This is a genomic window from Variimorphobacter saccharofermentans (genome assembly GCF_014174405.1).
In the GTDB taxonomy this organism is placed as follows: Bacteria; Bacillota; Clostridia; order Lachnospirales; family Lachnospiraceae; genus Mobilitalea; species Mobilitalea saccharofermentans.
On sequence record NZ_JACEGA010000001.1, the window covers coordinates 2,356,246 to 2,378,275 of the forward strand.

Sequence of the window (22,030 nt, forward strand, 5' to 3'; positions counted from 1 at the left end):
TAAAACAAACTATATTAACTCCTGCTACCTTTATAGTTTATCACAACTTAAAGTAGAGTACAATCAATAAATTCACCTGACATCACTTTGACATCACTTCATATCAACTACTGGTTGATTTCCCCATATTCTATTTTTATTTTTTGAATTGAAACCATTTAAAATCGAAGGAACTTCCAGGTAGAAATGTGAAGCTGATTTGATTCATTCCACTTATATTACTTAAGTCAAACTCATATTCTTCATATTCTGAGGAATAGGGTACTTCTAGTATTTGATAGTCGTATGAATCCGTTCTCTTAAAATGGACATGAATTGTATTAATATCGTTTCTTGATCTTCCACATATAATCAGCTTTCTGACACCCTCTGCACCAAAATTCATATTATCGAACTCAATCGTAACATTATTACCAATTTCTTCGATCGCATTTTCAGTAATGGTAAATGCATCACCATAGATCCGTGAGTTATCCTTAATTGACATTCTTCCATAAATCTTATCATAATCAGTAAAGTAAAAACCCTGAATATCCAGTTTATCAATAGTTTCTATACAGATCGTTTGGATTCCCTGGAGACGTTTCGACAGGCGATAGGTCTGAGGGATATAAACATTGTATATATAGTCCTTTTGATAATAGGAAGCCAATAATAGTTCACTATCCTCCTCACCGGGAATACCTCTCCACACCTTAATCGGAGTTGGATTATTACTTAAATGAAAAATTGGTATAGTAATTTCATCTGAACCAGTTTCTCCAAAGTCCACATCTCGAAAGCCTATATAATTAAGGCCATGATCCGTACACAGGCCTCCCTGTAGACCACTATGGATTTTCTTATTACTCCAGTTATGCAGACCAGCGGATACCAGCTTATAAGGATTGAATAGCATTTTTCCGACACCAGTTATCTGAAACTCAAGTTCAGAGATTATTTCCGTTTTGTTCCTTCCATTCTTCGCAGTACATCTTAAGCGGAAGCTGCCATCACAGACTGCTGTGAGTCGGGCTGTATCTCGCTCTACTTTAATTTTCACAATATCAGTAATAATATTATTATCTGTAACAGCCTTCCACTCCAAATCATGATATGTGGTGTTGGATGGATACAATTTTGCTTGAACCTGTGTGCTCATGTTATCGTGATTCAGATTATTTGTACTTAAGTTGCATAATTCAATTTTCCGAATCGGAATCTCCCGAACAGCTTCTGATTCAGTATTTTCTACAATGGCTGATATTCCTTTCTGTCTGACACCTTGAATTGAATCTAGTATCATCTCCTGTGGATCAAGCCCTTCCGATGTTACCTTAACCGTTATTTTACCTGCCTCCTCTTTTGCAGCAATCATTGCTAAAAGTTTTCCGGAAAAAAGCCTTCTACTGGTGCCCTTATAAGAATCATAATCCGTGCTATCTCCGTTATCCAATCCTACAAGTCGACCTGCGCCGCTAACTTTCACTTCAACGCGGTTATTTGCATTGGCTACAGCAACACCATTCTCATCCTCAGCCGATATTTCAACGAAAATCATATCCTGTCCATTGGCTATCATTGTCATTTTATCTGCTTTCATTACAAGTCGTGCTACATCTCCAAAGGAACTTTGCTCCTCCGTAGCAATTACGCTACCCTTCTCATCATATGCAACTGCTTTTAAGGTCCCCTTCTGATATGGAAGCTGCCATTTTCCAACTAACTCTGTACCGTGAAGATGATCTATTTCTACAATACCAAGAGATTCATCATTAAAAAACAATTCTATCTTCGGTGCATTAGAATAAACCTGGATATCTATCAGCTGTCCATCATTGAAATCCCAATAAGGCAGTAAATGGATCATCGGATTCGTCTTATAATCTGTCCATTCCGCCTGATACAGATAGAAGGCATCTTTTTTAAAACCAGCTGTATCAATTAAGCCAAAATAACTGTTCTTGGTAGTATAAGGCGACGGCTCACCTATGTAATCAAAACCACTCCATATAAACTGTCCCAGACTGAACTTGGCATCTCTGTCATCAATAATATTAGCCGGAATATTATCTGCTCCCCAACCGGTGCAGCAGTTATCAAGAGAAGAACACTGCTCATCCTCATACGACACAACAACTTCACTGGCAGGAAAATGATAGATTCCTCGGCTTTTTAAGGTACTTCCCGTCTCACTGCCATAAATAACCCAATGAGGGTATTTCTTATGATGTTCTTCGTATAAAAACTCTCCATAGTTATATCCCACAACCGGCACCTGCTCAGCACATTTTTGAGCATTCTCCCATCTTAAAAAATTAGAACCAATTGTGACATATGCGTTTTGCTTTGGATCGTTCTTTTGTACAATATCTCTTAATATCCTGGTTAACTCTAATCCACGTTCCCCCACATGGGTATCATAAATCTCATTACCTATGCTCCACATGATTATGCTAGGATGGTTTCGGTCTCTTCTGACCCAGCTTTTCACATCGATTTCACACCATTCATTAAAGAACCTGGCATAATCAAACTTTGTCTTGCTCCTTTCCCACATATCGAAGGCCTCAGATACTATAAGTATCCCCATTTCATCAGCCAATTCCATAAGCTCCCTTGAGGGCATATTATGAGTGGTTCGGATAGCATTCACTCCCATCTCTTTTAACAGGAGTAGTTGACGTTTTAATGCTACTTTGTTGACCGCTGCTCCAAGTGCACCAAGATCATGATGCAGACAAGCACCGTGAAGTTTAACATGTTTATCATTTAAGAAAAATCCCTCATTGCAGTCAAATCGAAGAGATCGAAATCCGATACTCTGTTCCACAGTATCAAGGACTCTATCTCCACAAATCAACTCTGATTTCAACTTATATAAAAATGGACACTCTAATTCCCAAAGAACCGGTTGTTCTATATATATTGTCTGAAGGTTTGTCCTTCTCTCATTCGATACTTTCACTTTCTGCTCACAGATACCAACGTTTACACCTCTCATGTTGATAATAGTGTGTCGGATGAATGCATAATTGTACTCACCTGATTCACTCTTATACTCTGCTTCAATTTCAGCTGTCCAGCCTTGATTATTTTTCTTAGCGGTAAAGTATATCCCATCAGTAACAAAATGAACCTGATCGGTCGTTTTCCACCAGACATTACGGTAAATGCCTGCTCCAGAATACCAACGGCTGTTTGGGTGCTGATAGATTACTCTCACTTTTATTTCATTAGCACCATTCGTCAGATAATTTGTAATGTCAAATTCAAATGATGAATATCCGTATTTCCAGTCACCAACCTTTTGATTATTAACAAACACAGTTGAATCCATATAAACGCCGTCGAAGCATATACTGTATCTTTTATTCTTCTGCTTTTTTATAATGATTTTTTTCCTGTACCAGCCTTCACTAGTCTCATATAAGTTCTTTGCATCATATATAAGCCAGTCATGGGGTATATCTATCGTTTCCCAATTAATATTCGAACTGTCAATAACATCCAATTCTGTTCCTATTGGTTGCTTTGTAAATTTCCAATTGTTATTAAATAATTCCTTCATTTTATTATCCCCTATTTTATTTTGTACTTTCAAGAGATATTCGAATCTCAATCTTTACTTCTTAACACTCCAATTATATTTATCTCCCAGTTGTAGACGGTAAATCGATTACCACTTGAATCCTTGTTAAGAGCAGGAACTCATTCATTACTTACCTATCTATAAAAAAGAATGGGATGTTTCATAATCTATCAGCGGGGATAATTACTTACCATAATGCACTGTCGGAAGAACATATTGCTGTGTTTTGCATGGCTCAGGCGAAAATTAATGTTCGAATGAGACATGCAAAATCAGAAATTGTTCTTCCGTCTGTGTGTGAGGCAAGTAATTGTCCTCACGAACGTATTATGAAACATCCCCTTAAGAATTATTTTACTGCATTTTCTGCTGCTCTTCTAATTTCATTCTGCTTTAATTGGAATTCCATACATTGATCAAATCCATAGCTTTTAGCTTCGGCTTCCATATTCGCTACAATCGATTCAAATTCTGCATCGGAGGATGCATAGATTGCTTTCCATGAATTGGTTTTAATGCAGTCGGCTACTTGATTCCAGGTAACGGTTAATTCATCAGATCTTGGTTCTACTACATAGTTAACACCTAATATAACTTTATATTTTCCTGAGGTGATATAGTCAAATCTATCCTCAAAGCCTGACCAGTCTCTCCATTTCTGATCAATATCATACTGAGCTACTGTCTTATTACTAGCCCATCTAGTCTGTTCATATTGTTCTCCTGTTTCCGGATTGATAGCATTAGGACTCCAAGTACGATTATTCATATAGAATTGGCCGTCACCAAAGGTTCCTGAATAATCTCCGGTAAAACTAGTATTAACGTCTTTGCTACAAGCTTTACCAAGATCAGTAAAATATGTCTTACCATCATCTCCATAATACCAGCATACATCCTTAGGACCATAGAGTGCTGTCAATACACCTTCCGGAGTATATAACCAGTTGATGATTGCCATGCACAATTCCGGATATTCCGTATCAGCTCCAATAGACCACATACGATTGCTTCCCTCTGGTCTCTGTCCCCAGTTGAGTGGAGATGCATCCTTTGGTACGAGGGAATACATACCTTTTCCTTCGGATAGATGAGCATCCGTATTATACATACCGCTTGCCATCCAGCTTATTGTATTCCATAGAGCAGTACCATTTTGCATATCTTCTGTAAAACCGTTCCAGCCCTGAGTCTGGGAGTCAGGATCTACAAGTCCTTTCTGGAATAACTTATTGTAAAATTGAAGTGCCTCAATATAGTGTGACCTTTCATCAAAAATATCATAGTATTCCTGGTTGTCAGAATCATAGAATCCAAATCCAGAACTCTCGATACCATAATATGCCTTAACAAGATCCGCTGGGAAGTTCACGGTATCACCATCCCAGTCACTAAACATGGATACTGCATATGTCTTATTACCGTTGTCATCGGTAGGACATGCTTCTTGTATCTGAACTAACACATTAAACATATCATCCAGATTTTTAACCTCTGGTTTTCCAATCTTCTCATATAAGTCCCAGCGAATATCCCAGGTATACTGGAAATCGGAGATTGTTTCTCTGGAATCTGCCACTTCACCACCGATGCCATAAATCTTGCCATTGAATCTTGATCTATTACTATCCAATGCTGTAGTACAGTTCTGTGCTATGTATGAGCCAAAACGATTTAAGATATCTTCTTCTTCCCAATCAAATAACATTCCTTTATCAGCTGCCTGTGCCTGCTGATCTGTATTATCACCCCAGATAACGATATCACCTAAGCTGCCGGACTCCATACGTGTTTCGTATGTACCTTCACTTTCCGGAATAATGTTAATCTTAACGTTGAACTTGTCCAACATAACCTTAGCAAACCAGCCAATTTGTTCCCCTGAATAGTTTGCTAACTGGTCATACACCACAAGGGTAACTGTTTCCTTGGGAATAATATCATCCAGCGTTTCACTCCCCGTATCTGTTCCCCCTTCTTCTTCAGAAGAAACCGGTGCCTGAGTAGTCTTAACATCATCAGTTGTACTACTCTCAGATGCATTGTTTTTACCGCAACCCACAAGTAAAAATACCATAGTTGCCACCATCAGTAATGATACTAATCTTTTCTTTTTCATAAACCCTCCGTTCTGCCATTTTGGCAAATTTAATTCTTTATATTTAATACACTTTCGTGTAATAAATCATTATTATCCCTTTACAGCACCCATCATGATACCTTTTTCAAAATATCGCTGCATAAATGGATATACTAATAGAATAGGAATTGCCGTTATCATAGATATGGTATAGCTGATTACCTTGCTGTTTAACTGATTATCAATCATGGATTGTGAGATTACTCCTCCTGACTGCATCAATGCTTTTAAATTGGACGAAGAATTCAAGTATATATACAATCTATGCTGCAGTGTATATAATGAGAAATTTGATTGCATTAGTATTAATGAGTCCGTAAAGGAGTTCCAGTTACCTACAGCACCAAAGATTGCGATGGTCGCAAGTATCGGTTTAGAGAGAGGCCAAATAATCTTTCTAAAGATTACAAAATATCCCGCTCCATCGATTTTCGCGCTTTCTTCTAACTCTGCAGGTATTGATTCTATGTATGTTTTAACAAGAATAATATTGTACGGTGCAACAATAGCCGGAATGATATATGCCGCAAATCGATTGGTTAGACCGAGCATTGACATATTCAAATACCATGGGATCAGACCAGCATTAAAATACATGGAAATAATCAGCATACGATACCATATTCTCCTAGCCCACATCTTTTTCTTAGTGACAAGATACCCAACAAAACCGGAGGCGAAAACCATCAAAGCAGTTGCAACGATTGTTCTTGTTAGGGTTACCCAGAATGAAGTGGAAAGGTCATTAATGCCAAAGAGTGCAATGTAATTACCTAGATGAATCCCTTTTGGTAAAAAGTTAATTTTGCCCGCACGAACCAAACTGTTATCACTGATCGTATTAATAAAAATGTAATAAAACGGGAACATGCACAACAAAGTAAAACTAATGAAAACTATGTAGTTTATGGTATTAAAAATAATATTTCCAGTCTTAGCTTGTAACTTACCACTTCTATCTTCATGCCTTTGCTTTTTATCATTCATCATTTTTCCTTCAGACTTAATCATTCCATTTCCTCCTATATAATGCTTTCACCACGGATGAGCTTCGAAAACTTATTCGCTATAAACAGTAGGGTAACACTGACAATCGATTTTACCATTCCTACTACAGTAGATATTGGAATTAAGCCTTGATCTATACCAAGCTTATAAACATATAAGTCAAGTACAGTAATTGTATTGGTATTCGTAGCATTCTCAAATACAAGATACTGATCCATACCATTACTTAAGATATTAGCAATTGACATAAGTAGTAATACAAAGAACGTCGGTATCAGGCCAGGCACTGTGACATGCCACATTTTTCCAAATCGTCCGGCTCCATCAACAGTTGCTGCTTCATATAGTTGCTGATCAATGCCAGAAATTGCAGCAATATAGATGATTGAGCACCAGCCCAGTCCTTTCCAGGTACCCCATAGCCACATTTTTAAGTAGGTAAAGGAATCACTCATTAATAAGTTTTTACCGGAATCCCATATACCCAAATTGACCATGATTAAGCTGATAAATCCATCTGATGAAAATATCGCCAATGCAACTGCATATACCAAAACCCAGCTAATAAAGTTAGGTATTGTAGTAAAGGTTTGTACAAAGCGCCTTATTTTCGAATTCCTGATCTCATTAAGAAAAATAGCAAATGCCATAGGCAGCCAGCTCATAGCAAGTCCTATAAAACTCATCATCAAAGTGTTCTTCAATACTCTAATAATATCATTCACTGTCGCACTGTTTTTGAATAAATACGTAAACCACTTAAAGCCTACGAAATTATCCCCACTAAGAGTATCTCCAACCTTAAAATTGAAAAATGCATAACGCCAGCCCCACAGAGGCAGATAACTAAATACAATGCATAATGCCAAAAATGGTAGTATCATCAAAAATAATGTAAATTGATCTTTCATTTCATATTTCATGTTATTGCTTGCTTTTGGTTGGATTATTAGAAGCAAAACAGATATGATAAGAATGATTAAGATACATAGCATGAATATCCAAATGCCGTTTGGAAATGATGGTTGGATCTTTTCCGGATTCGTCGTTTGTGAAATCTGAACATACGCCCGATAACTTCCGAATAAGCCTCCTGCTGTCAGCATACAACCTATTATTACCAGCACGTTTCCAAGCCTCTTTAATTTCAGATTACCGAGTGTCATACAACCACTGATCCCTATAATTACAATTCCAATGATTGAAATTAAACTCGATATATTAAGAAGTTTCATTGTGGATCGTAAAACCCAACCTTTAGTAAATGCTCGTCCAAATCCGTCTGTTAATTGTGAATAAGAAAATCCTGATGTAAAAAGCGATAAGTTATCATTTAGAAAGCCGCATATCTTTGCCGGATTAAGAGCTGGTACAAATAACATTACTACCATCATTAATATAATTAATCTCAAAATAAGATAGCTTATATTCTCCAATCTTGCATTTTTTATCTCTGTCTTCATTTCCGTATTCATCTCTGGGTCCTCCACCTTCACTTCATCGTATTGCTATTTATGTCGCATTTCTAATTTACATGGGTCATATTAATAACCCCTGTTCTAGCCACTGTTACTTTAAGATTCTATAACTATCAATAGTTGAGTACAATCGAGCGTAATTCAAGTCACTCAACGTCAGGTAGAATAAGTAGTTTTTTTCTACCTGTCCTTATATCCTCTACTGGACTAAACCACTTCAAGCTTTCCCTTTGCAATAAAAAAGGTAAAAAAAGAGAGTATCCTTCTTTGTGAAGCATACTCTCTATGAATAGTAATATTATTATATTCGAAAGCGATTAATGGCATCCCGTAGTTCATTCGCATTTTCTTTCAATTTATCCGCTGAGTTCTCAAGGGCTTCCATTGTTTTTGATTGAACATCAATTGTTCCTGCAATCGTTTCGGAGGCAGCCAGAGACTCTTCTGATACCACCGAAATATTCTCTACAGCACCTAAGGTACTTACTCTTGCTCCATTCATATTACCCATACTCTGGGCAATTATGTCTAAATTATGTAGTAATTTTTCCAATCCCTGGTTCATGTTATGATAAGAATTTACAGTCGTATTTACTATGTTATTCTGCAATTCTACAATATTCTCTGCTTTTTTTGCAGATGCTACTGTTTCTGCCGTCTGATTTCTTATTTCTTTTACAACATTTTCAATATCATGTGCGGAGGTCATTGCCTTTTCGGCTAACTTTCTTATCTCTGAGGCAACCACTGCAAACCCCCGGCCATACGCACCTGCTCTTGCAGCTTCAATGGATGCATTAAGAGATAATAGATTGGTCTGATCAGATATTTCATTCATTGCACTTACAATTTCCATAACTGCTTTTGATTTTTCTTCTAATTGCATAATCTGTCCTACCACATATCCGGTAATCTCATTCGTTTCATTCGATCGAACTGCAAGTTCTTCCATATTGCCAATGCCGAAAGTTATCATGTTCCTTGTTTCATCTGCTACCTTTTCTATCTCTAATACCTTTTCATCCACATCGGTAATCTTCTTCGATAATTCATCCATCTGCAGAAGGCAATTCTGCGCATCATTGGCTTGAACACTGATTCCTTGCCCAATATCATTTATTGCTGACGTCATTTCACGGCTTAATGAAGCAATTGATATGGTAGCCGAATGAACATCAACCGAAGATTCGTTCACTACTTCACATAGCTTCATCACTCGGTCCAGCAAATTACGAATGTTTGAATTCATCTCATTTACCGTTAAGGCAATCGTACCAAATTCGTCTTTTCGCTTAACAACTAATTCAGCTGATAAATCTCCAGCTGATATCTTCTTTAATTGATTAACGATATTTCGGGTGGTTTTACTTAAGCTGTTCGATATAAATGTCCCGATTAAGATAGCTGTTAAACAGCCCAAAAATGCCAGTAATAGTGTATTAACCTTAATGCTGTTTGCCTGCGCCATTATCGTCGTCTTCGGAATCATAGCTGCAACAATGATACCTGTATTCTCAATCTTATAGCTCAGATATAAATAACTCTCTGAATTATATTTAACATATTGTAAGGTATTCACATCTTCTGATTCAAAACTATTTTTCACATACTCCATATTATAGAAAGTAGCATCCGTATTCTCAGCAATCTCACCATTACTATCACGTGCAACCACTAATTCCTTACCGTCAGATGTAATTACAGCCACCATGCTGGAACGTCCGAGATTTACTTCGTCTAATATAGAATTAATGGTCTTTCTATTTATATCAACAACGATGCATGCATTTTGACTTTTAAAGTTTCTCATCAGGCTAAATATATAGTCATCTGTTGACAAATTCATCTTTTTATCCATGAAAGGATGATCTCCTATAAAATATGTACTAGTACCTTTTTCAGATAAACTAGCACCTTCCTTCTCTTTTTTCAAATCATCATAGAAACCATCCATATTTTTACCACTACTGGAAAGTACTCCCATCCCACTACTTGGAATAATATAAATCCCGCTAACAAACCTGTCCAACTCTGATTTTTTAACAAGCTCTGCATTTGTCTTATCACGAACAGCTACTGTCTTCGTCTTATCATTTTTGTATAGCCCATTAATATAACTTGCCATTTCATCATTGCTAATATATTGAAAGGCTACTTCTTGAAGTGACTTTAATACATACTCAATATATGTGGCTGTCATTTCCACATTGCTTTGAGACGATTGCTCATAATTCTTTTTGAAACCCTCCGATGATTTACTGTATGAGCTGACACCTAATATCAACAAGAATACAACCGGAACTAAAAAGGAAATTATCAGCTTTTGACGAATACCCACTAGTTTTTGACTCAATTTAAATTTATCCAATTTAAACTTCCCCAACTTAACTGCTCTCTTCATTTGTAATGCCTCCTTCTCGAGTTTTACTACAAATAGAACGTATCACAATTGAAGGTAGAACGCTATCAAGTAGTATTCTACCTGTACAACTTACAGTTGATGTTTGAAACACCCCATTTTCCATATGTTTCCACGCATGGAACCATTTTTAAAGCAAGCAAAATCCCCATAGATCATATGAAGATTCGATCTATGGGGATTTTTGATTAATATTATGTTATATTCAATAATTTCTGTATATTCTTATAGCAAACTAATTCAATTTCATCCTTATTCATTCCGACTTCGTGCAATTGCCTTATTGCTAGATTTATATTATCTATTCCATAGGGAGCATCACTACCGAGTAATAATCTTCCAGCACCAAAGCTACTCCATGCTCTCTTCAGCATCTTAACCGAATGAAGTGACGGACATGATATGTCGAAGTAAACATTATCTCCTATCGTTCTGTTAAACTCTTCAACTCCAATTAAATGCGCAAGTATAAACGTTACTCTATGATATTTCTTGGTAAGCAATATAAATTTCTTAACTTGATCTTTCGACTTCAAATGTATAAAGACTGGTATCTGGTATAATTCTGCCCATTCAATAACTTTATCTATTCTTCTGTCTTCCATGTCAAACTTAGTCCAACATTGATGCATTTTTATCATGTTAAATGAATATTTTCTACGAAATTCATCCATTTTATGTATACAATTTTCTTCTATTGGATTAATCCAATAAGTATTCATTATATGTTCCGGACATTCTTGAGCCATAAGAGCCACTTTCTCATTTCCTTGGTCTATATGTCTATTCATTTTACTGATTCGAATAATCATGGCTGTCAATGCATTATTTGCATAGATAAGTGTTGAACTAGTAAAGACTTTTGCTAAATACGGCAATCTATATACCTTTTGACTATTGGGTTCACCAGCAGTCAATATAACTTTATCAATATTATTGGCATTCATGTAATTAAGAACTTGATTCGTATTTAATAACATTCCACATGCATGTGCATGCCCATCTATAATTTTAATAATAACCCTCCTGTTCTTATGTAGATAAATCTCTATTAATAGAGTATGCTAGGTATTAATATTGCATATACCAGTAAGTTTCCTAATCCATGAATAATTACTCCAGGCCAAATCGATTTATACCTTTGGCATAAATAAGGAACAATCAAAGTTACTGGTATAAGTGTAATAAACGACCATCTCATAAATAGATGAATACATATATTCCATAGTAATCCGTTTACTAACCATGCCCATTTGCCAAAGTATTTCTCCATTCGGGGCAGTGCATATCCTCTCCACAACAATTCCTCACAGCCAATATTCGTAACCAACCACAATAGCCAGAAAAATATCGGGAAGACATTCCTATTCATTTTTATGCCGAGAAAAGTGTCAAGCGGAACTTTTAAATCCATATCTGTTCTAAAAAGATCTGGATAATAACTTGGAACATGAAATCCGGGCAGTGACGCAAGAAATGGCCTGGAAAAGCTTAATAACGATTCTAACACCTGCACTACAATGAATGCACCAATAACGATTAATATTTGCTTTTTACTTAGTCTACCAATCATAAAATACTTTTTAAAACTATGCTCACTTGTGAAATATCGGATGAATATATATCCAACCATGACAAGTATTGGCCCCCATAAGCATAAATACGCTGACCAATGTATCGAAATGTTCATCTTTATCAATACTTCGTATGCCCAATTAAACATAGCAAAAATACTTAACCCTGGAATTCCAAAAAAAAGCATTGCCTTTTTCAAATCCATTTCCTTCATGTCAAATCCCTCCATTCTCACCTTTAATAAACAGTGAATCAAAAGTTGACTTCATGATTAGCTCTAATGCTTCCTGTCCAGATCGACCTATCATATTTTGATTAACATATATCATAAATAAGCTCATCAGAGATGCATTAAAGACTTCATCAGACACGGTCAGCACATAACCCATTTGCTTTGCTTTATCAATGAAATCCATCACCCTATTTTGATCCTGAAGGGCTCCTCGCTCTTTTTCTTCTTCACCGAGTTTCGTCCATATTTCATATAGTAATTGTGGATCATTATGAATATGCAATAATGGCTCCTTATCCATATAACTTAATGATTTCAAGACTGTAAATTTTAGCGCCTCTGGAAATTCATATTTCATTAAGAATTCGTGCAAGTTATCCATTTCTTCCTTATGCATTTGAACTTCAATATCCATAATTAAGTTATAGACCAATGATTCTTTGGAAGTATAAAAATTATAAAAGGAACCTTTTGCTATACCAACCTTTTCAACAATTTTATCAATACTAGTTTTTCTTACGCCAAATTTCTCAAACAGCTTCTTTCCCTCGATTAATAGCCTCTTCTTTATCAACTGCTTTTCATGATCAGAAAAATGTCTAGCCAAAATATCTACTCCTACCAATGACTATTTTATATTTTTAGTCATTGTACCATAATTTCATATTATTGCCAATATAGGTAGCGTCTTATATATAGGCTTATCCTATGCCTCTTGTTTTCTTGATATATAAAGTATCCCCGTAATTGATATAACAGCGAAAAATACAAGGCTTACATACGATATAAACATGGGGAAGGAATAGCTCATTTCAAATTGCTTTAAATCCATGATTCTCCACGCAACATCAATCGGCAGCAAAGCTGCTAACGGTGCAACCCATGAAGCAAGGAATGAGACCAGTGAATAAACAATACTGATGCATATAGAAAGAAGAAAGCCTTTTCTTGCAATGATGGATACAAGCAGAATAGGTAAAATGCTTATAAACATCAAAAGCCCTGATAAAAAATAAAGCTTTAAGCCTTCTATAAATTCTGTCAAGGAAACATTGACCCCTATAAAAATGCCTGACAGATTTATCCTGTTTTTCTTTCTGATTCTAACATAGATTTATAATTTATTTTAGTAAAGAAGCTGCCTTACACTTAACCCATTCGTGTAAAAGCAGCTTAGAATAAATCACACAATAATTATTTACTTATTCGCACTCCTTACTTTTTATTCTCCACATAATGTTTTAACGCAGTACCGATGTAGACAGCTGCACCATCTCCGAAGTTTCTATCCGTTGCATGCTGAAAGGCAGTGTTTGATAAGTATACCTCCGCCATATACCCCCAATAATTATCTCCTACTTCTATTTTTAACATTTCATTCTGATTTGCTGTTTCCTTTACTATATCTTCTACAACATTCTGGATTTCGATAGAAGATGGATCTTTACCTAAATCACTGGTAAGCTTTTTGTAAAGTAGACTTAACTTTGGCTGTGCTTCACCTAAATTTTCTTTAAGCGCTTCACCTATAAATTTAGAAGCACCTTTACCATATTTCTGGTCAACCGCATCTATCCATTCAGAATTAACCAGATAAATTTGAATCACAGAATTCCAATAGCAATTATCTTCGTCCATGTTGAAAAGCTCATAATCCCTTTTAATTGTACCCTTTATTTCTTCAGCGATTTGCTGAACCTCTATTGATGAAGGTTCATTTCCCAAATAAGATAACAGCTTCTGAAACAGCTCCGCTAATTTAGGATGTCCATCCTTCAATAAATCTTTTTTGAACTTATCATATTGTTCTGCTATTGTAAAAATGTCACTTCGGAAATTTTTCTTCATTGCTTCCACATATTTTTCTATACTGCCATACTGTTTTATTGCCATTTTAGCAATATCCGCTTCATTAGATTTACATTTTTCAATTAACTCATTATATTTGTCCATACCACCTAAGTTGTTTATAATGATATCTGAAAATTCCTCTTTAAATTCTTCTAATGCATTATAGTACTCACTCATATCAAATTCTTTAAAACTCATTTCTTTACCTCCTTTTAATGTTTCATCAATGAGTTCAATCAAATCATTTAATCTGTCGCGCTTTATTATTAGTAACTTTTTCTGTTTCTCCAAACCCCTGGTTCTATCATAATCAGAACTATACAGAATTTCCTTTACTTCTTTTAGTGGTATATCAAGCTCTCTATAAAACATAATTTGCTGTAGAAGCATAATGGCTTCATCGTCATAAAGTCTATAGCCTGAATCTGTAATCTTGCTTGGTTTAAGTAATCCTATTTTGTCATAATAATGCAACATTCGTACGCTTATTCCAGAAAGATCTGAAACTTGTTTTATAGTCCTCATACAGCACCTCCAATTGGCATACACAAGTCTTATAATTTTCACCGGTGAAGAATTTAATTAATTATAACCCCTATGTTCATCATACACTATGACATAATGTCAGAGTCAATCATTAATGATTAGTTCTGAATTATTTATTTCTCTATAAAAAAGTGAGGCATCCTACGCAAATAGTAGCGTAGGATGCCTTGTTGGTTATAATGTGTTATGAAAATTCAATCTCTCACTTCTACTGTTGATATTAAAGCTCGGCGCTAAACATATAAGCCGTGCTGTAATTTTCGTAACCGTTTAAGAATACCTCAGCAGTCCAGTACTTTTCGGGATAAGGAATGTTGACTCCTGAACCAAGCATAATGTTCCTGGTGATATCGTACATAGCATCACTGTCAAACCCCTCACGTCTGTGCATTGCTTCCACATCACCGGAGAAGGTGGCATAAGCAAATTGTGAAACGTAAGGAGGCCCAACCTTACCATCGCTAGCCGGTTCAAAATCAAAATAGAGCCAGCCTTCCGGCACAGGGGTCTCAGCCTTCATAAACCTTCCCCATACACCGTGCCACGGACCTATATCGACACCTAAGCCATAATGGTGCATAAATAATACATCATAAGTAAGTTCGGAGTTGAACTCACTCATTTCATCAAGTGTTTTAAAGAGTCGCCTGCGAACTTCTATATTGCTTAACTCGTCGCCCTCCCGGCCAATAAAACGCATAGCGGGCTTTTTTATATACTCAAAGCTGTCAACCTTGAAACCATTTTGCTGCATAGTAACTACCTCTGGCATAAACAGTGCCCACTGCACAGCTGCATCACAGTCCTTTAAGTAGTTTATATATCCATATAACTCAACTGTATTTGTGCCAGTAGGTCCGGTTTTACTTCCGGCAATTAGCTCTCTTATGTTGCGTTCACGCATTGCTGAAAAATCAGAAAACACTCTGGTAACCACCGGCTGTAGTCTTGTATCATGACTATGACCCGAAAGTTCCTCATCAAACCTGTCAAGTGCCTTAAATACAGCTGGATTAACCACACCAGAGGGTTCTAACTCAAGCAGGCAGGCACGAAGCTGCGCATTTTGCTCCTTAAACCGTGTGAACACACCCTGCATTAGTATTTGCTCGTTTTCAGATATTTTATCGTCACTCCATTGTGAATTATCCAAAATCCATTCGGTCAGCGCATCAAACACATTTGGGTTTTGCTCTCTCGCCTTACCTGCCCAGGTAATAAGTCTCTTATATTTTTCTTCATTGCTCAGCTTCTCATCCTCATGCTCATAGGTATCTCTCCAATAGAACTCGTCAATTAAGCGGCGTGACATACTAAATCCTCCTTGAACTGATATATTAATGGACAGCGGATAGAATATTTTAATCTTATTCTGCTGCACCTTCGATGGAGGAAAGCCGTGAAAACGAGTAAAAGCCTTCGAAAAACTTTCACTGGAGTCATACCGATATCGCATAGCCACATCAAGGATTTTACTGTTCGGCTTCATTAATTCCTGGGCTGCACAGCTTAATCTCCTGTTACGAATGTATTCTCCGACAGTTATGCCCAAAACCACATGAAAAATAAACTGGAAATGCGAGCTTGATGAATAAACCTGTTTTGACACATCTTCAGAATTGATATCGTCAGTCAAATGATTTTCGATGTATTGTATAGCTCTCGATAAGCTTTCTATCCAATTCACATACACTCCCTCCTTCAAGGGAAATTATAGAATATCATAAATTAAAAAGTCATGTCTTTTCATACGGAGATCTGTCAAGTCTTATATCCATTTTGATATTATGAAGAAGCACTCTTCACCATATTCAACTCATCAAGGTAAATGCAGTGCCTTAATTGGTTCTTCTGATACCTTCCTCATGTGCTTTTTCACGTTCAACCGTTTGTCCTGTCGGAATTCCCCTTTCGTCGACAACATCCAAAATTCCATTTTATTACACCTTTTCATATAAAATTAGCAATTAAAGTACCATATTTACATGTGTCGTTGAGTAGCAGGTCTTTCTCCTTAATCTATATATTATCTATTCCTTTAACTCAACTTTACTTAATTATTTCAATCGTTTCTTTCCTTTAACCCCGCTGGTAGATTGTTCTTGCCAGTAATAGAATCAACTTCGATCTTATAAATATTCGTATGCTGCAATTCGGGGCAGTTGTCTACGGGATAATCCGAGAAACCACAATGACTGGTTATACTGCACATGCCGTACAGAATTTCATTGGAATCTTCAACAAGAATGCATCTACCAAAGCCAATAACACTTCTATACCGCGTTGTTATTCCGCGAGCAGTCTTTTCATAACCGAGGAAGATATCACTTTCAAAGCAGACGTTGGCATTACCATGTATATGGTCAAGCTTAGTACCTTCTTTCGCACAATGAAAATATAGCGTTAGCGTATCATTGATAACTTCGAGGCCGAAGGATACTGGTACCATATAAGGGTAATTTTCACCATTCATAGCAATCCTTAGCGTATTACAGTTCTTTAAAATATTGATGATTTCAATCATATCGGTAATTTCTCTGTCTTTTCTTCGCATCACAGTATACTCCTTTTAAGACAAACCATCTCCGCAGAGTCGAATTGCTGGAAATGATGTCTGTGAACAATTTTTTATAAAATATAAAAACTCATGTGGATAACATTTTCAAAATCATGGGAGTGATATATTCCAGTGAACATTGCTTATCTACTGCTCCAAGATTATAAGCAACCTTTGGCATTCCATAGACAACACATGATTTTTCGTCCTGTCCAATTGTTTTCGCACCTTTTCTTTTCATGGTAAGTAACCCTTTGGCCCCATCGTATCCCATTCCCGTCAGGATTACGCCAATCGCATTACTACCTGCTTCTTTTGCAACAGATTCAAACAGAATATCCACCGAAGGACAGTGGCCATTCACTTTTTCTCCCTCAAAGCAATCCACCTTATATTGATTGCCTATCTTTCTTATCTTCATATGCTGATCTCCGGGAGCAATTAGTACTCTCCCTGGCTTAACGTAATCCCCAGTAGCTGCCTCCTTCACCTCAAGAGGTGTACTTGTATTCATACGATCAGCAAACATCCGTGAAAATCCAGGTGGAATATGTTGAACAATCACAATTCCGGGTATGTTTTCTGGCATTGTTTTTAAGATATCATAGATTGCTTCTGTACCTCCGGTTGAAGCTCCAATGGCAATAATATGATTAGGATTATACTCTCGTTTCACTACTTTATCGTCTACCCTAGGTACCGAGGGTTTTAGCGGCGAGTAGTCTGGTTTGTAGATAACTTTTGATTTAGATGCAATTTTTATCTTATTAATCAAATCATAGATAAAATTCTCTACGCTCTTAACAGAATTCCCATCTGGCTTCCTTACGAAATCAACAGCTCCTGCATGAATTGCATCAAATACTGCTCCGTTTACAGCGCTGACCATAATGATTGGAATTGTATATTGAGGCAGAAGTCTTCTAACAAATTCAATTCCATTCATTTTGGGCATCTCCACATCACAAGTCATAATATCCGGTTCATACTTCATGATCATTTCACTTGCTTCAAAGGGATCCTTTGCAGTGGCCACCACTTCTATCTCAGCTTCAGAAGAAATGCCTTTTGCTATGATTTGACGAAAGATTGCACTGTCATCTACAACCAAAACTCTGATTTTTTTATTATCCATAAAATCACCCCGTTACTTAGATTAGCAGAATCTAGATTTTACGATATATTGCGGGTTGAACATAATTAAATTTTGCCTCACCCCGAACTAATGATTCCGAATGTCCGATAAATAAATATCCACCATATTCCAATTGATCGTAAAATTTATTAACCAATTTATTCTTCGTTTCCGTATCGAAATATATCATAACATTTCTACAGAAGATTACATGGAACTTCTTTTTAAATGGAAATCGCTCCTCCATAAGATTAAATCTTCGAAAAATAACCTCTTTCTTTATTTTATCAGAAATTACATAATTTTCATTATCTATTTTATTAAAATAGTTTAATTTCCACTTTGGGTTTAATGTTTGAATCTCTTCACTATGATAGACTCCCGCAAGAGCTTTTTCTAGTACATTACTTGATATATCCGTTGCTAAGATTTGCGTATCCCACCAAAGCTTTTCTTTTCCAAAATACTCATCCATAATCATCGCAAGAGTATAGGGTTCCTGACCTGATGAGCAGCCTGCGCTCCATATCCGAATATCTCTATTTAATACAACCTTTGATAGGTAAGGAAGAACGATGTCTCTGAAATAGTAGAAATGCTTTTCCTCCCGCATAAAAAAAGTATGATTGGTCGTTATTTTATTAATTAATGTATGTACCGCCATCCCTGTTTTATCCGACTTGATATAATCAAAATATTCTGTAAAACTTTTAAAGTTATTTTGCATCAGAACATTTTGAAGTCTTCCTGTAACCAGGGTCTTTTTTTCATCTCTAAGATGTATTCCGTAATTTGCCTTAATATAAGCAGCTAGTTGTTCAAATTCTTTATTTGTAATCACTATCACCCGTGTACCCACCTTCTAATAAAGGGCTGTTACAATGAATTCTGATATGGAATCAATAGTAACAGCCCTTTGAATAATTACATTCTATAATTAATGTTTATTATACCGATAATACTTAATACTTACCAAAATCATTATCATTTAAATTAATCGTTGTTTTCGGTTTTGCATTCTCTTTATTCTCAGTAACGACTGAATTTTTATTCGACTTCTTTTCCACCATACTTTCAAGCATTGATAGAACTTCTGGGTTGATTTCCTCATTATTCGAAATTGTCATTCTCTTGAGCTTAAACCGTTTAACCAGATCTTTTAGTAACTCTGCCTGAGCAGACAGCTGTTCGCTAGCCGCAGCACTCTCCTAAGATGTTGCAGAATTAGTCTGTACCACTTGGGATACCTGCATAATACCTTGGTTCACCTGATTAATACCAGAAGCCTGCTCATTAGATGCAATCGCTATATCATTTACAAGATTTGCGACTTTATCTATTTCTGTAACTATTTTATTGAGTGATTCTGCTGTATCTTTCGCAATCTTTGTTCCTTCTTCGACCTTTTTAATTGAGTTTTCAATCATTTCTGTCGTTTCCTTTGCAGCATTTGCTGATCTAGCTGCAAGCGTTCTTACTTCCTCTGCCACAACTGCAAAGCCCTTACCATATTGGCCTGCTCTGGCTGCCTCTACCGCCGCATTAAGAGCAAGAATATTGGTTTGGAAAGCAATATCATCGATAACCTTGATAATTTTATTAAATGGACTCCGTATTTACCCCTGCTAAAGCAGCTTGCTCACGTACATATGCTGATGCCTTTCTATAACTTTCAAAATCCGGCAAATGTTCAACAAACAATGTAGTATCCGGTCCAAGCGTTTCACAAAGTCTGGCTACCTTTTGATAGTTTACTACTCCTTTTCCTGGCATGGTCTCATGGATTAATGTTGTATAAGCATTGTCCATTACGACATCTTTGCCATGTATGCTCTTGATGTAAGGTCCGAGTTTGGTAAAGCATTCTTCAATGAACTCGTCACAGAAGAGATATCTCCTTGGACAATTGATCATATTAACAAAATCCAAATGCACTCCAAACGCCTTCCTGTCAATATCCTTGATTAGCTGAAGGTAATCATCCGGTGAATCGGGTATCATCCAGGGCATAGACTCTATCGTAAAAAAGGTCCGCTTTGGTTTAACAGAATCGATTATCTCTCTGACAGAATCAACAATCAGTGCATACGTATCCTCGGAATAATTATCCTTATAGAAGCCGTCCCATATTTCTCCTCTGCTTCCCGCTATGTTTACACAACAGTTTGCGCCTAGCTCATCTGCCAGTTCAAGTTGATGTTTGCTAAATTCCATTGCTTCCTTTCGTTCCATATCATCCATTGAGAGGACATTTTTCCAAACGCCAACTTCTCCAATTACCAGATCATGTTCCCTGGCACATTGTAAGTATGCCTGCCTCTCTTCTCTACCTGCCCGATAATCTATTGGAGCCAAAACCGCCCTGTATTTCAATTCCTTCACCAGACTATACCATTCATCTGGATTGCTATATGGCCTTTCTATTCCTCCGCCAATTCTCATGGATGTCTCTCCTTCTCATTGTATTTTGATTTGAGTTACTATCTGTAAGCGTAATTAACGATACTCAACTTTCCTTATCATATTATACTTCATCTGCTATATTTTATAAAGTATAAAGCCGGTAAGCTATTCAATTTGTCGGTGCCATATACTAATAACGAAATACTAATTCTCCTTATAACCAAAATAAAGCCTAGGAGTATATTTAACTGCTCCTAGGCAATGAAGTTCAATACATGTACTACAGGCTTTTATGTTCAATCAAAGAATTTACTTCTTTTCTAATCTGGATAAACCTCTCTGAATCCTTTAATGATAAATCTCTGTTATATGGCAATATTACCGGAACTTCTTTTTTAACCGTTCCCGGAGTTGAAGTAAGTACGTATATCTTGCTGGATAAGAAGATAGCTTCTTCAATATCATGGGTTACAAACATAATAGTCGGTTTTTCTATCTGCCATATTTGTCTTATTAATAACTGCATATCCGCCCTTGTCTGAGGATCAAGGGCGCTAAAAGGCTCGTCCATCAGCAATACTTCAGGGCTGTTTGCGAGAGCTCTAGCAATTGCTACTCTTTGCTTCATACCACCTGATAATTCTTTGGGATAACTGTTTCGAAACTTTTCAAGTTTGATTACCTTGAGATATTTATCGGTAATTTCCTCCTGCTCTTTGGACGGGATCTTTCTCAATTTAAGCCCGAACTTAATATTATCAGCGACTGTCATCCACGGGAACAAAGTATATGCCTGAAATACCATTCCTCTGTCTGCCCCGGGACCGATAATATTTCTATCTTTAATTACTATCTGTCCGGATGTAGCTACATCAAGACCTGCAACCATTCTAAGTAAGGTCGATTTTCCGCAACCTGACGGGCCAACGATGGATACAAACTCATTTTCAAGAATATTTATATTAACATCTTTCATCGCAACAGTGTCACCTTTTACCGAATGATACACTTTGTTAAGGTCTTTCACATATATTTTACTGTTTGCCAGGTTCGCTTCAATATGACTGTTTTGCTCAGGCAGTTTACTTTTCCTTATTCTAAACAATTGCATTTCT

The 22,030-nt window shown here is 36.5% G+C and carries 17 protein-coding genes and 1 pseudogene; all 18 read right to left on the reverse strand.

Annotated features, from left to right (window positions below):
- Positions 1-136: 136 nt before the first annotated feature.
- The 18 genes and pseudogenes from H0486_RS10375 to H0486_RS10455 all read right to left on the reverse strand — a co-directional run bounded on the left by H0486_RS10375 (position 137) and on the right by H0486_RS10455 (position 22,026).
- Positions 137-3,550 carry a glycoside hydrolase family 2 TIM barrel-domain containing protein gene (locus H0486_RS10375; RefSeq protein ID WP_228352939.1) on the reverse strand — a complete coding sequence of 1,138 codons (3,414 nt, stop codon included), beginning with the start codon at positions 3,548-3,550 and terminating at the stop codon, positions 137-139.
- Between the two features lie 370 nt (positions 3,551-3,920).
- Positions 3,921-5,690, reverse strand: coding sequence for a type 2 periplasmic-binding domain-containing protein (locus H0486_RS10380; protein WP_228352940.1), 1,770 nt, complete (start codon positions 5,688-5,690; stop codon positions 3,921-3,923).
- A 72-nt stretch (positions 5,691-5,762) separates the two neighbouring features.
- Positions 5,763-6,701 (reverse strand): carbohydrate ABC transporter permease, encoded by a 939-nt coding sequence (locus H0486_RS10385; protein WP_408647630.1) that lies wholly within the window; start codon positions 6,699-6,701, stop codon positions 5,763-5,765.
- A 32-nt stretch (positions 6,702-6,733) separates the two neighbouring features.
- Positions 6,734-8,194, reverse strand: a complete 1,461-nt coding sequence (locus H0486_RS10390; RefSeq protein ID WP_228352941.1) for an ABC transporter permease subunit — start codon at positions 8,192-8,194, stop codon at positions 6,734-6,736.
- A 304-nt stretch (positions 8,195-8,498) separates the two neighbouring features.
- Positions 8,499-10,598, reverse strand: coding sequence for a methyl-accepting chemotaxis protein (locus H0486_RS10395; protein WP_228352942.1), 2,100 nt, complete (start codon positions 10,596-10,598; stop codon positions 8,499-8,501).
- 212 nt (positions 10,599-10,810) lie between these two features.
- Positions 10,811-11,596, reverse strand: coding sequence for an amidohydrolase family protein (locus H0486_RS10400; protein WP_228352943.1), 786 nt, complete (start codon positions 11,594-11,596; stop codon positions 10,811-10,813).
- Between the two features lie 71 nt (positions 11,597-11,667).
- On the reverse strand, positions 11,668-12,405 hold the full coding sequence (locus tag H0486_RS10405; RefSeq protein ID WP_228352944.1) for a CPBP family intramembrane glutamic endopeptidase: 738 nt from the start codon (positions 12,403-12,405) through the stop codon (positions 11,668-11,670).
- 1 nt (position 12,406) lies between these two features.
- The gene (locus H0486_RS10410) at positions 12,407-13,030 is read right to left on the reverse strand and encodes a TetR/AcrR family transcriptional regulator (protein WP_228352945.1); all 624 of its coding nucleotides are present in this window, start codon (positions 13,028-13,030) and stop codon (positions 12,407-12,409) included.
- A 99-nt stretch (positions 13,031-13,129) separates the two neighbouring features.
- Positions 13,130-13,537, reverse strand: coding sequence for an ABC transporter permease (locus H0486_RS10415; RefSeq protein WP_323163566.1), 408 nt, complete (start codon positions 13,535-13,537; stop codon positions 13,130-13,132).
- A 101-nt stretch (positions 13,538-13,638) separates the two neighbouring features.
- Complete coding sequence (locus H0486_RS10420; RefSeq protein WP_228352946.1) at positions 13,639-14,799, reverse strand: MerR family transcriptional regulator; 1,161 nt, start codon at positions 14,797-14,799, stop codon at positions 13,639-13,641.
- 241 nt (positions 14,800-15,040) lie between these two features.
- Entirely contained in the window at positions 15,041-16,507 is a 1,467-nt protein-coding gene (locus H0486_RS10425) for a helix-turn-helix transcriptional regulator (protein ID WP_228352947.1), read from the reverse strand.
- 375 nt (positions 16,508-16,882) lie between these two features.
- Entirely contained in the window at positions 16,883-17,374 is a 492-nt protein-coding gene (locus H0486_RS10430) for a pyridoxamine 5'-phosphate oxidase family protein (protein ID WP_228352948.1), read from the reverse strand.
- Between the two features lie 91 nt (positions 17,375-17,465).
- A complete protein-coding gene (locus tag H0486_RS10435) occupies positions 17,466-18,512 on the reverse strand; it encodes a protein-glutamate methylesterase/protein-glutamine glutaminase (protein WP_228352949.1) in 1,047 nt (348 codons plus the stop codon).
- Between the two features lie 31 nt (positions 18,513-18,543).
- Positions 18,544-19,359, reverse strand: a complete 816-nt coding sequence (locus H0486_RS10440; protein WP_228352950.1) for a CheR family methyltransferase — start codon at positions 19,357-19,359, stop codon at positions 18,544-18,546.
- A 115-nt stretch (positions 19,360-19,474) separates the two neighbouring features.
- On the reverse strand, positions 19,475-19,639 hold the full coding sequence (locus H0486_RS18565) for a hypothetical protein (protein WP_330594488.1): 165 nt from the start codon (positions 19,637-19,639) through the stop codon (positions 19,475-19,477).
- Positions 19,640-20,113 (reverse strand): annotated as a pseudogene (locus H0486_RS18570) (methyl-accepting chemotaxis protein); the annotation flags it as partial.
- Positions 20,112-20,954: a sugar phosphate isomerase/epimerase family protein gene (locus H0486_RS10450; RefSeq protein ID WP_228352951.1), complete on the reverse strand. Its 843-nt coding sequence runs from the start codon at positions 20,952-20,954 to the stop codon at positions 20,112-20,114. The pseudogene H0486_RS18570 and the gene H0486_RS10450, both read right to left, overlap by 2 nt.
- A 241-nt stretch (positions 20,955-21,195) precedes the next feature.
- The gene (locus tag H0486_RS10455) at positions 21,196-22,026 is read right to left on the reverse strand and encodes an ABC transporter ATP-binding protein (RefSeq protein WP_228352952.1); all 831 of its coding nucleotides are present in this window, start codon (positions 22,024-22,026) and stop codon (positions 21,196-21,198) included.
- Positions 22,027-22,030: the final 4 nt, after the last annotated feature.

What these genes read in the sequence shown, in the direction of transcription:
- H0486_RS10375 (WP_228352939.1), bottom strand. Translation starts at nt 3,550, where the DNA reads ATGAAGGAATTATTTAATAACAATTGGAAATTTACAAAGCAACCAATA.
- H0486_RS10380 (WP_228352940.1), bottom strand. Translation starts at nt 5,690, where the DNA reads ATGAAAAAGAAAAGATTAGTATCATTACTGATGGTGGCAACTATGGTA.
- H0486_RS10385 (WP_408647630.1), bottom strand. Translation starts at nt 6,701, where the DNA reads ATGATGAATGATAAAAAGCAAAGGCATGAAGATAGAAGTGGTAAGTTA.
- H0486_RS10390 (WP_228352941.1), bottom strand. Translation starts at nt 8,194, where the DNA reads ATGAATACGGAAATGAAGACAGAGATAAAAAATGCAAGATTGGAGAAT.
- H0486_RS10395 (WP_228352942.1), bottom strand. Translation starts at nt 10,598, where the DNA reads ATGAAGAGAGCAGTTAAGTTGGGGAAGTTTAAATTGGATAAATTTAAA.
- H0486_RS10400 (WP_228352943.1), bottom strand. Translation starts at nt 11,596, where the DNA reads ATGTTATTAAATACGAATCAAGTTCTTAATTACATGAATGCCAATAAT.
- H0486_RS10405 (WP_228352944.1), bottom strand. Translation starts at nt 12,405, where the DNA reads ATGAAGGAAATGGATTTGAAAAAGGCAATGCTTTTTTTTGGAATTCCA.
- H0486_RS10420 (WP_228352946.1), bottom strand. Translation starts at nt 14,799, where the DNA reads ATGAGGACTATAAAACAAGTTTCAGATCTTTCTGGAATAAGCGTACGA.
- H0486_RS10430 (WP_228352948.1), bottom strand. Translation starts at nt 17,374, where the DNA reads ATGCGAAGAAAAGACAGAGAAATTACCGATATGATTGAAATCATCAAT.
- H0486_RS10435 (WP_228352949.1), bottom strand. Translation starts at nt 18,512, where the DNA reads ATGGATAATAAAAAAATCAGAGTTTTGGTTGTAGATGACAGTGCAATC.
- H0486_RS18565 (WP_330594488.1), bottom strand. Translation starts at nt 19,639, where the DNA reads ATGACAATTTCGAATAATGAGGAAATCAACCCAGAAGTTCTATCAATG.
- H0486_RS10450 (WP_228352951.1), bottom strand. Translation starts at nt 20,954, where the DNA reads ATGAGAATTGGCGGAGGAATAGAAAGGCCATATAGCAATCCAGATGAA.
- H0486_RS10455 (WP_228352952.1), bottom strand. Translation starts at nt 22,026, where the DNA reads ATGCAATTGTTTAGAATAAGGAAAAGTAAACTGCCTGAGCAAAACAGT.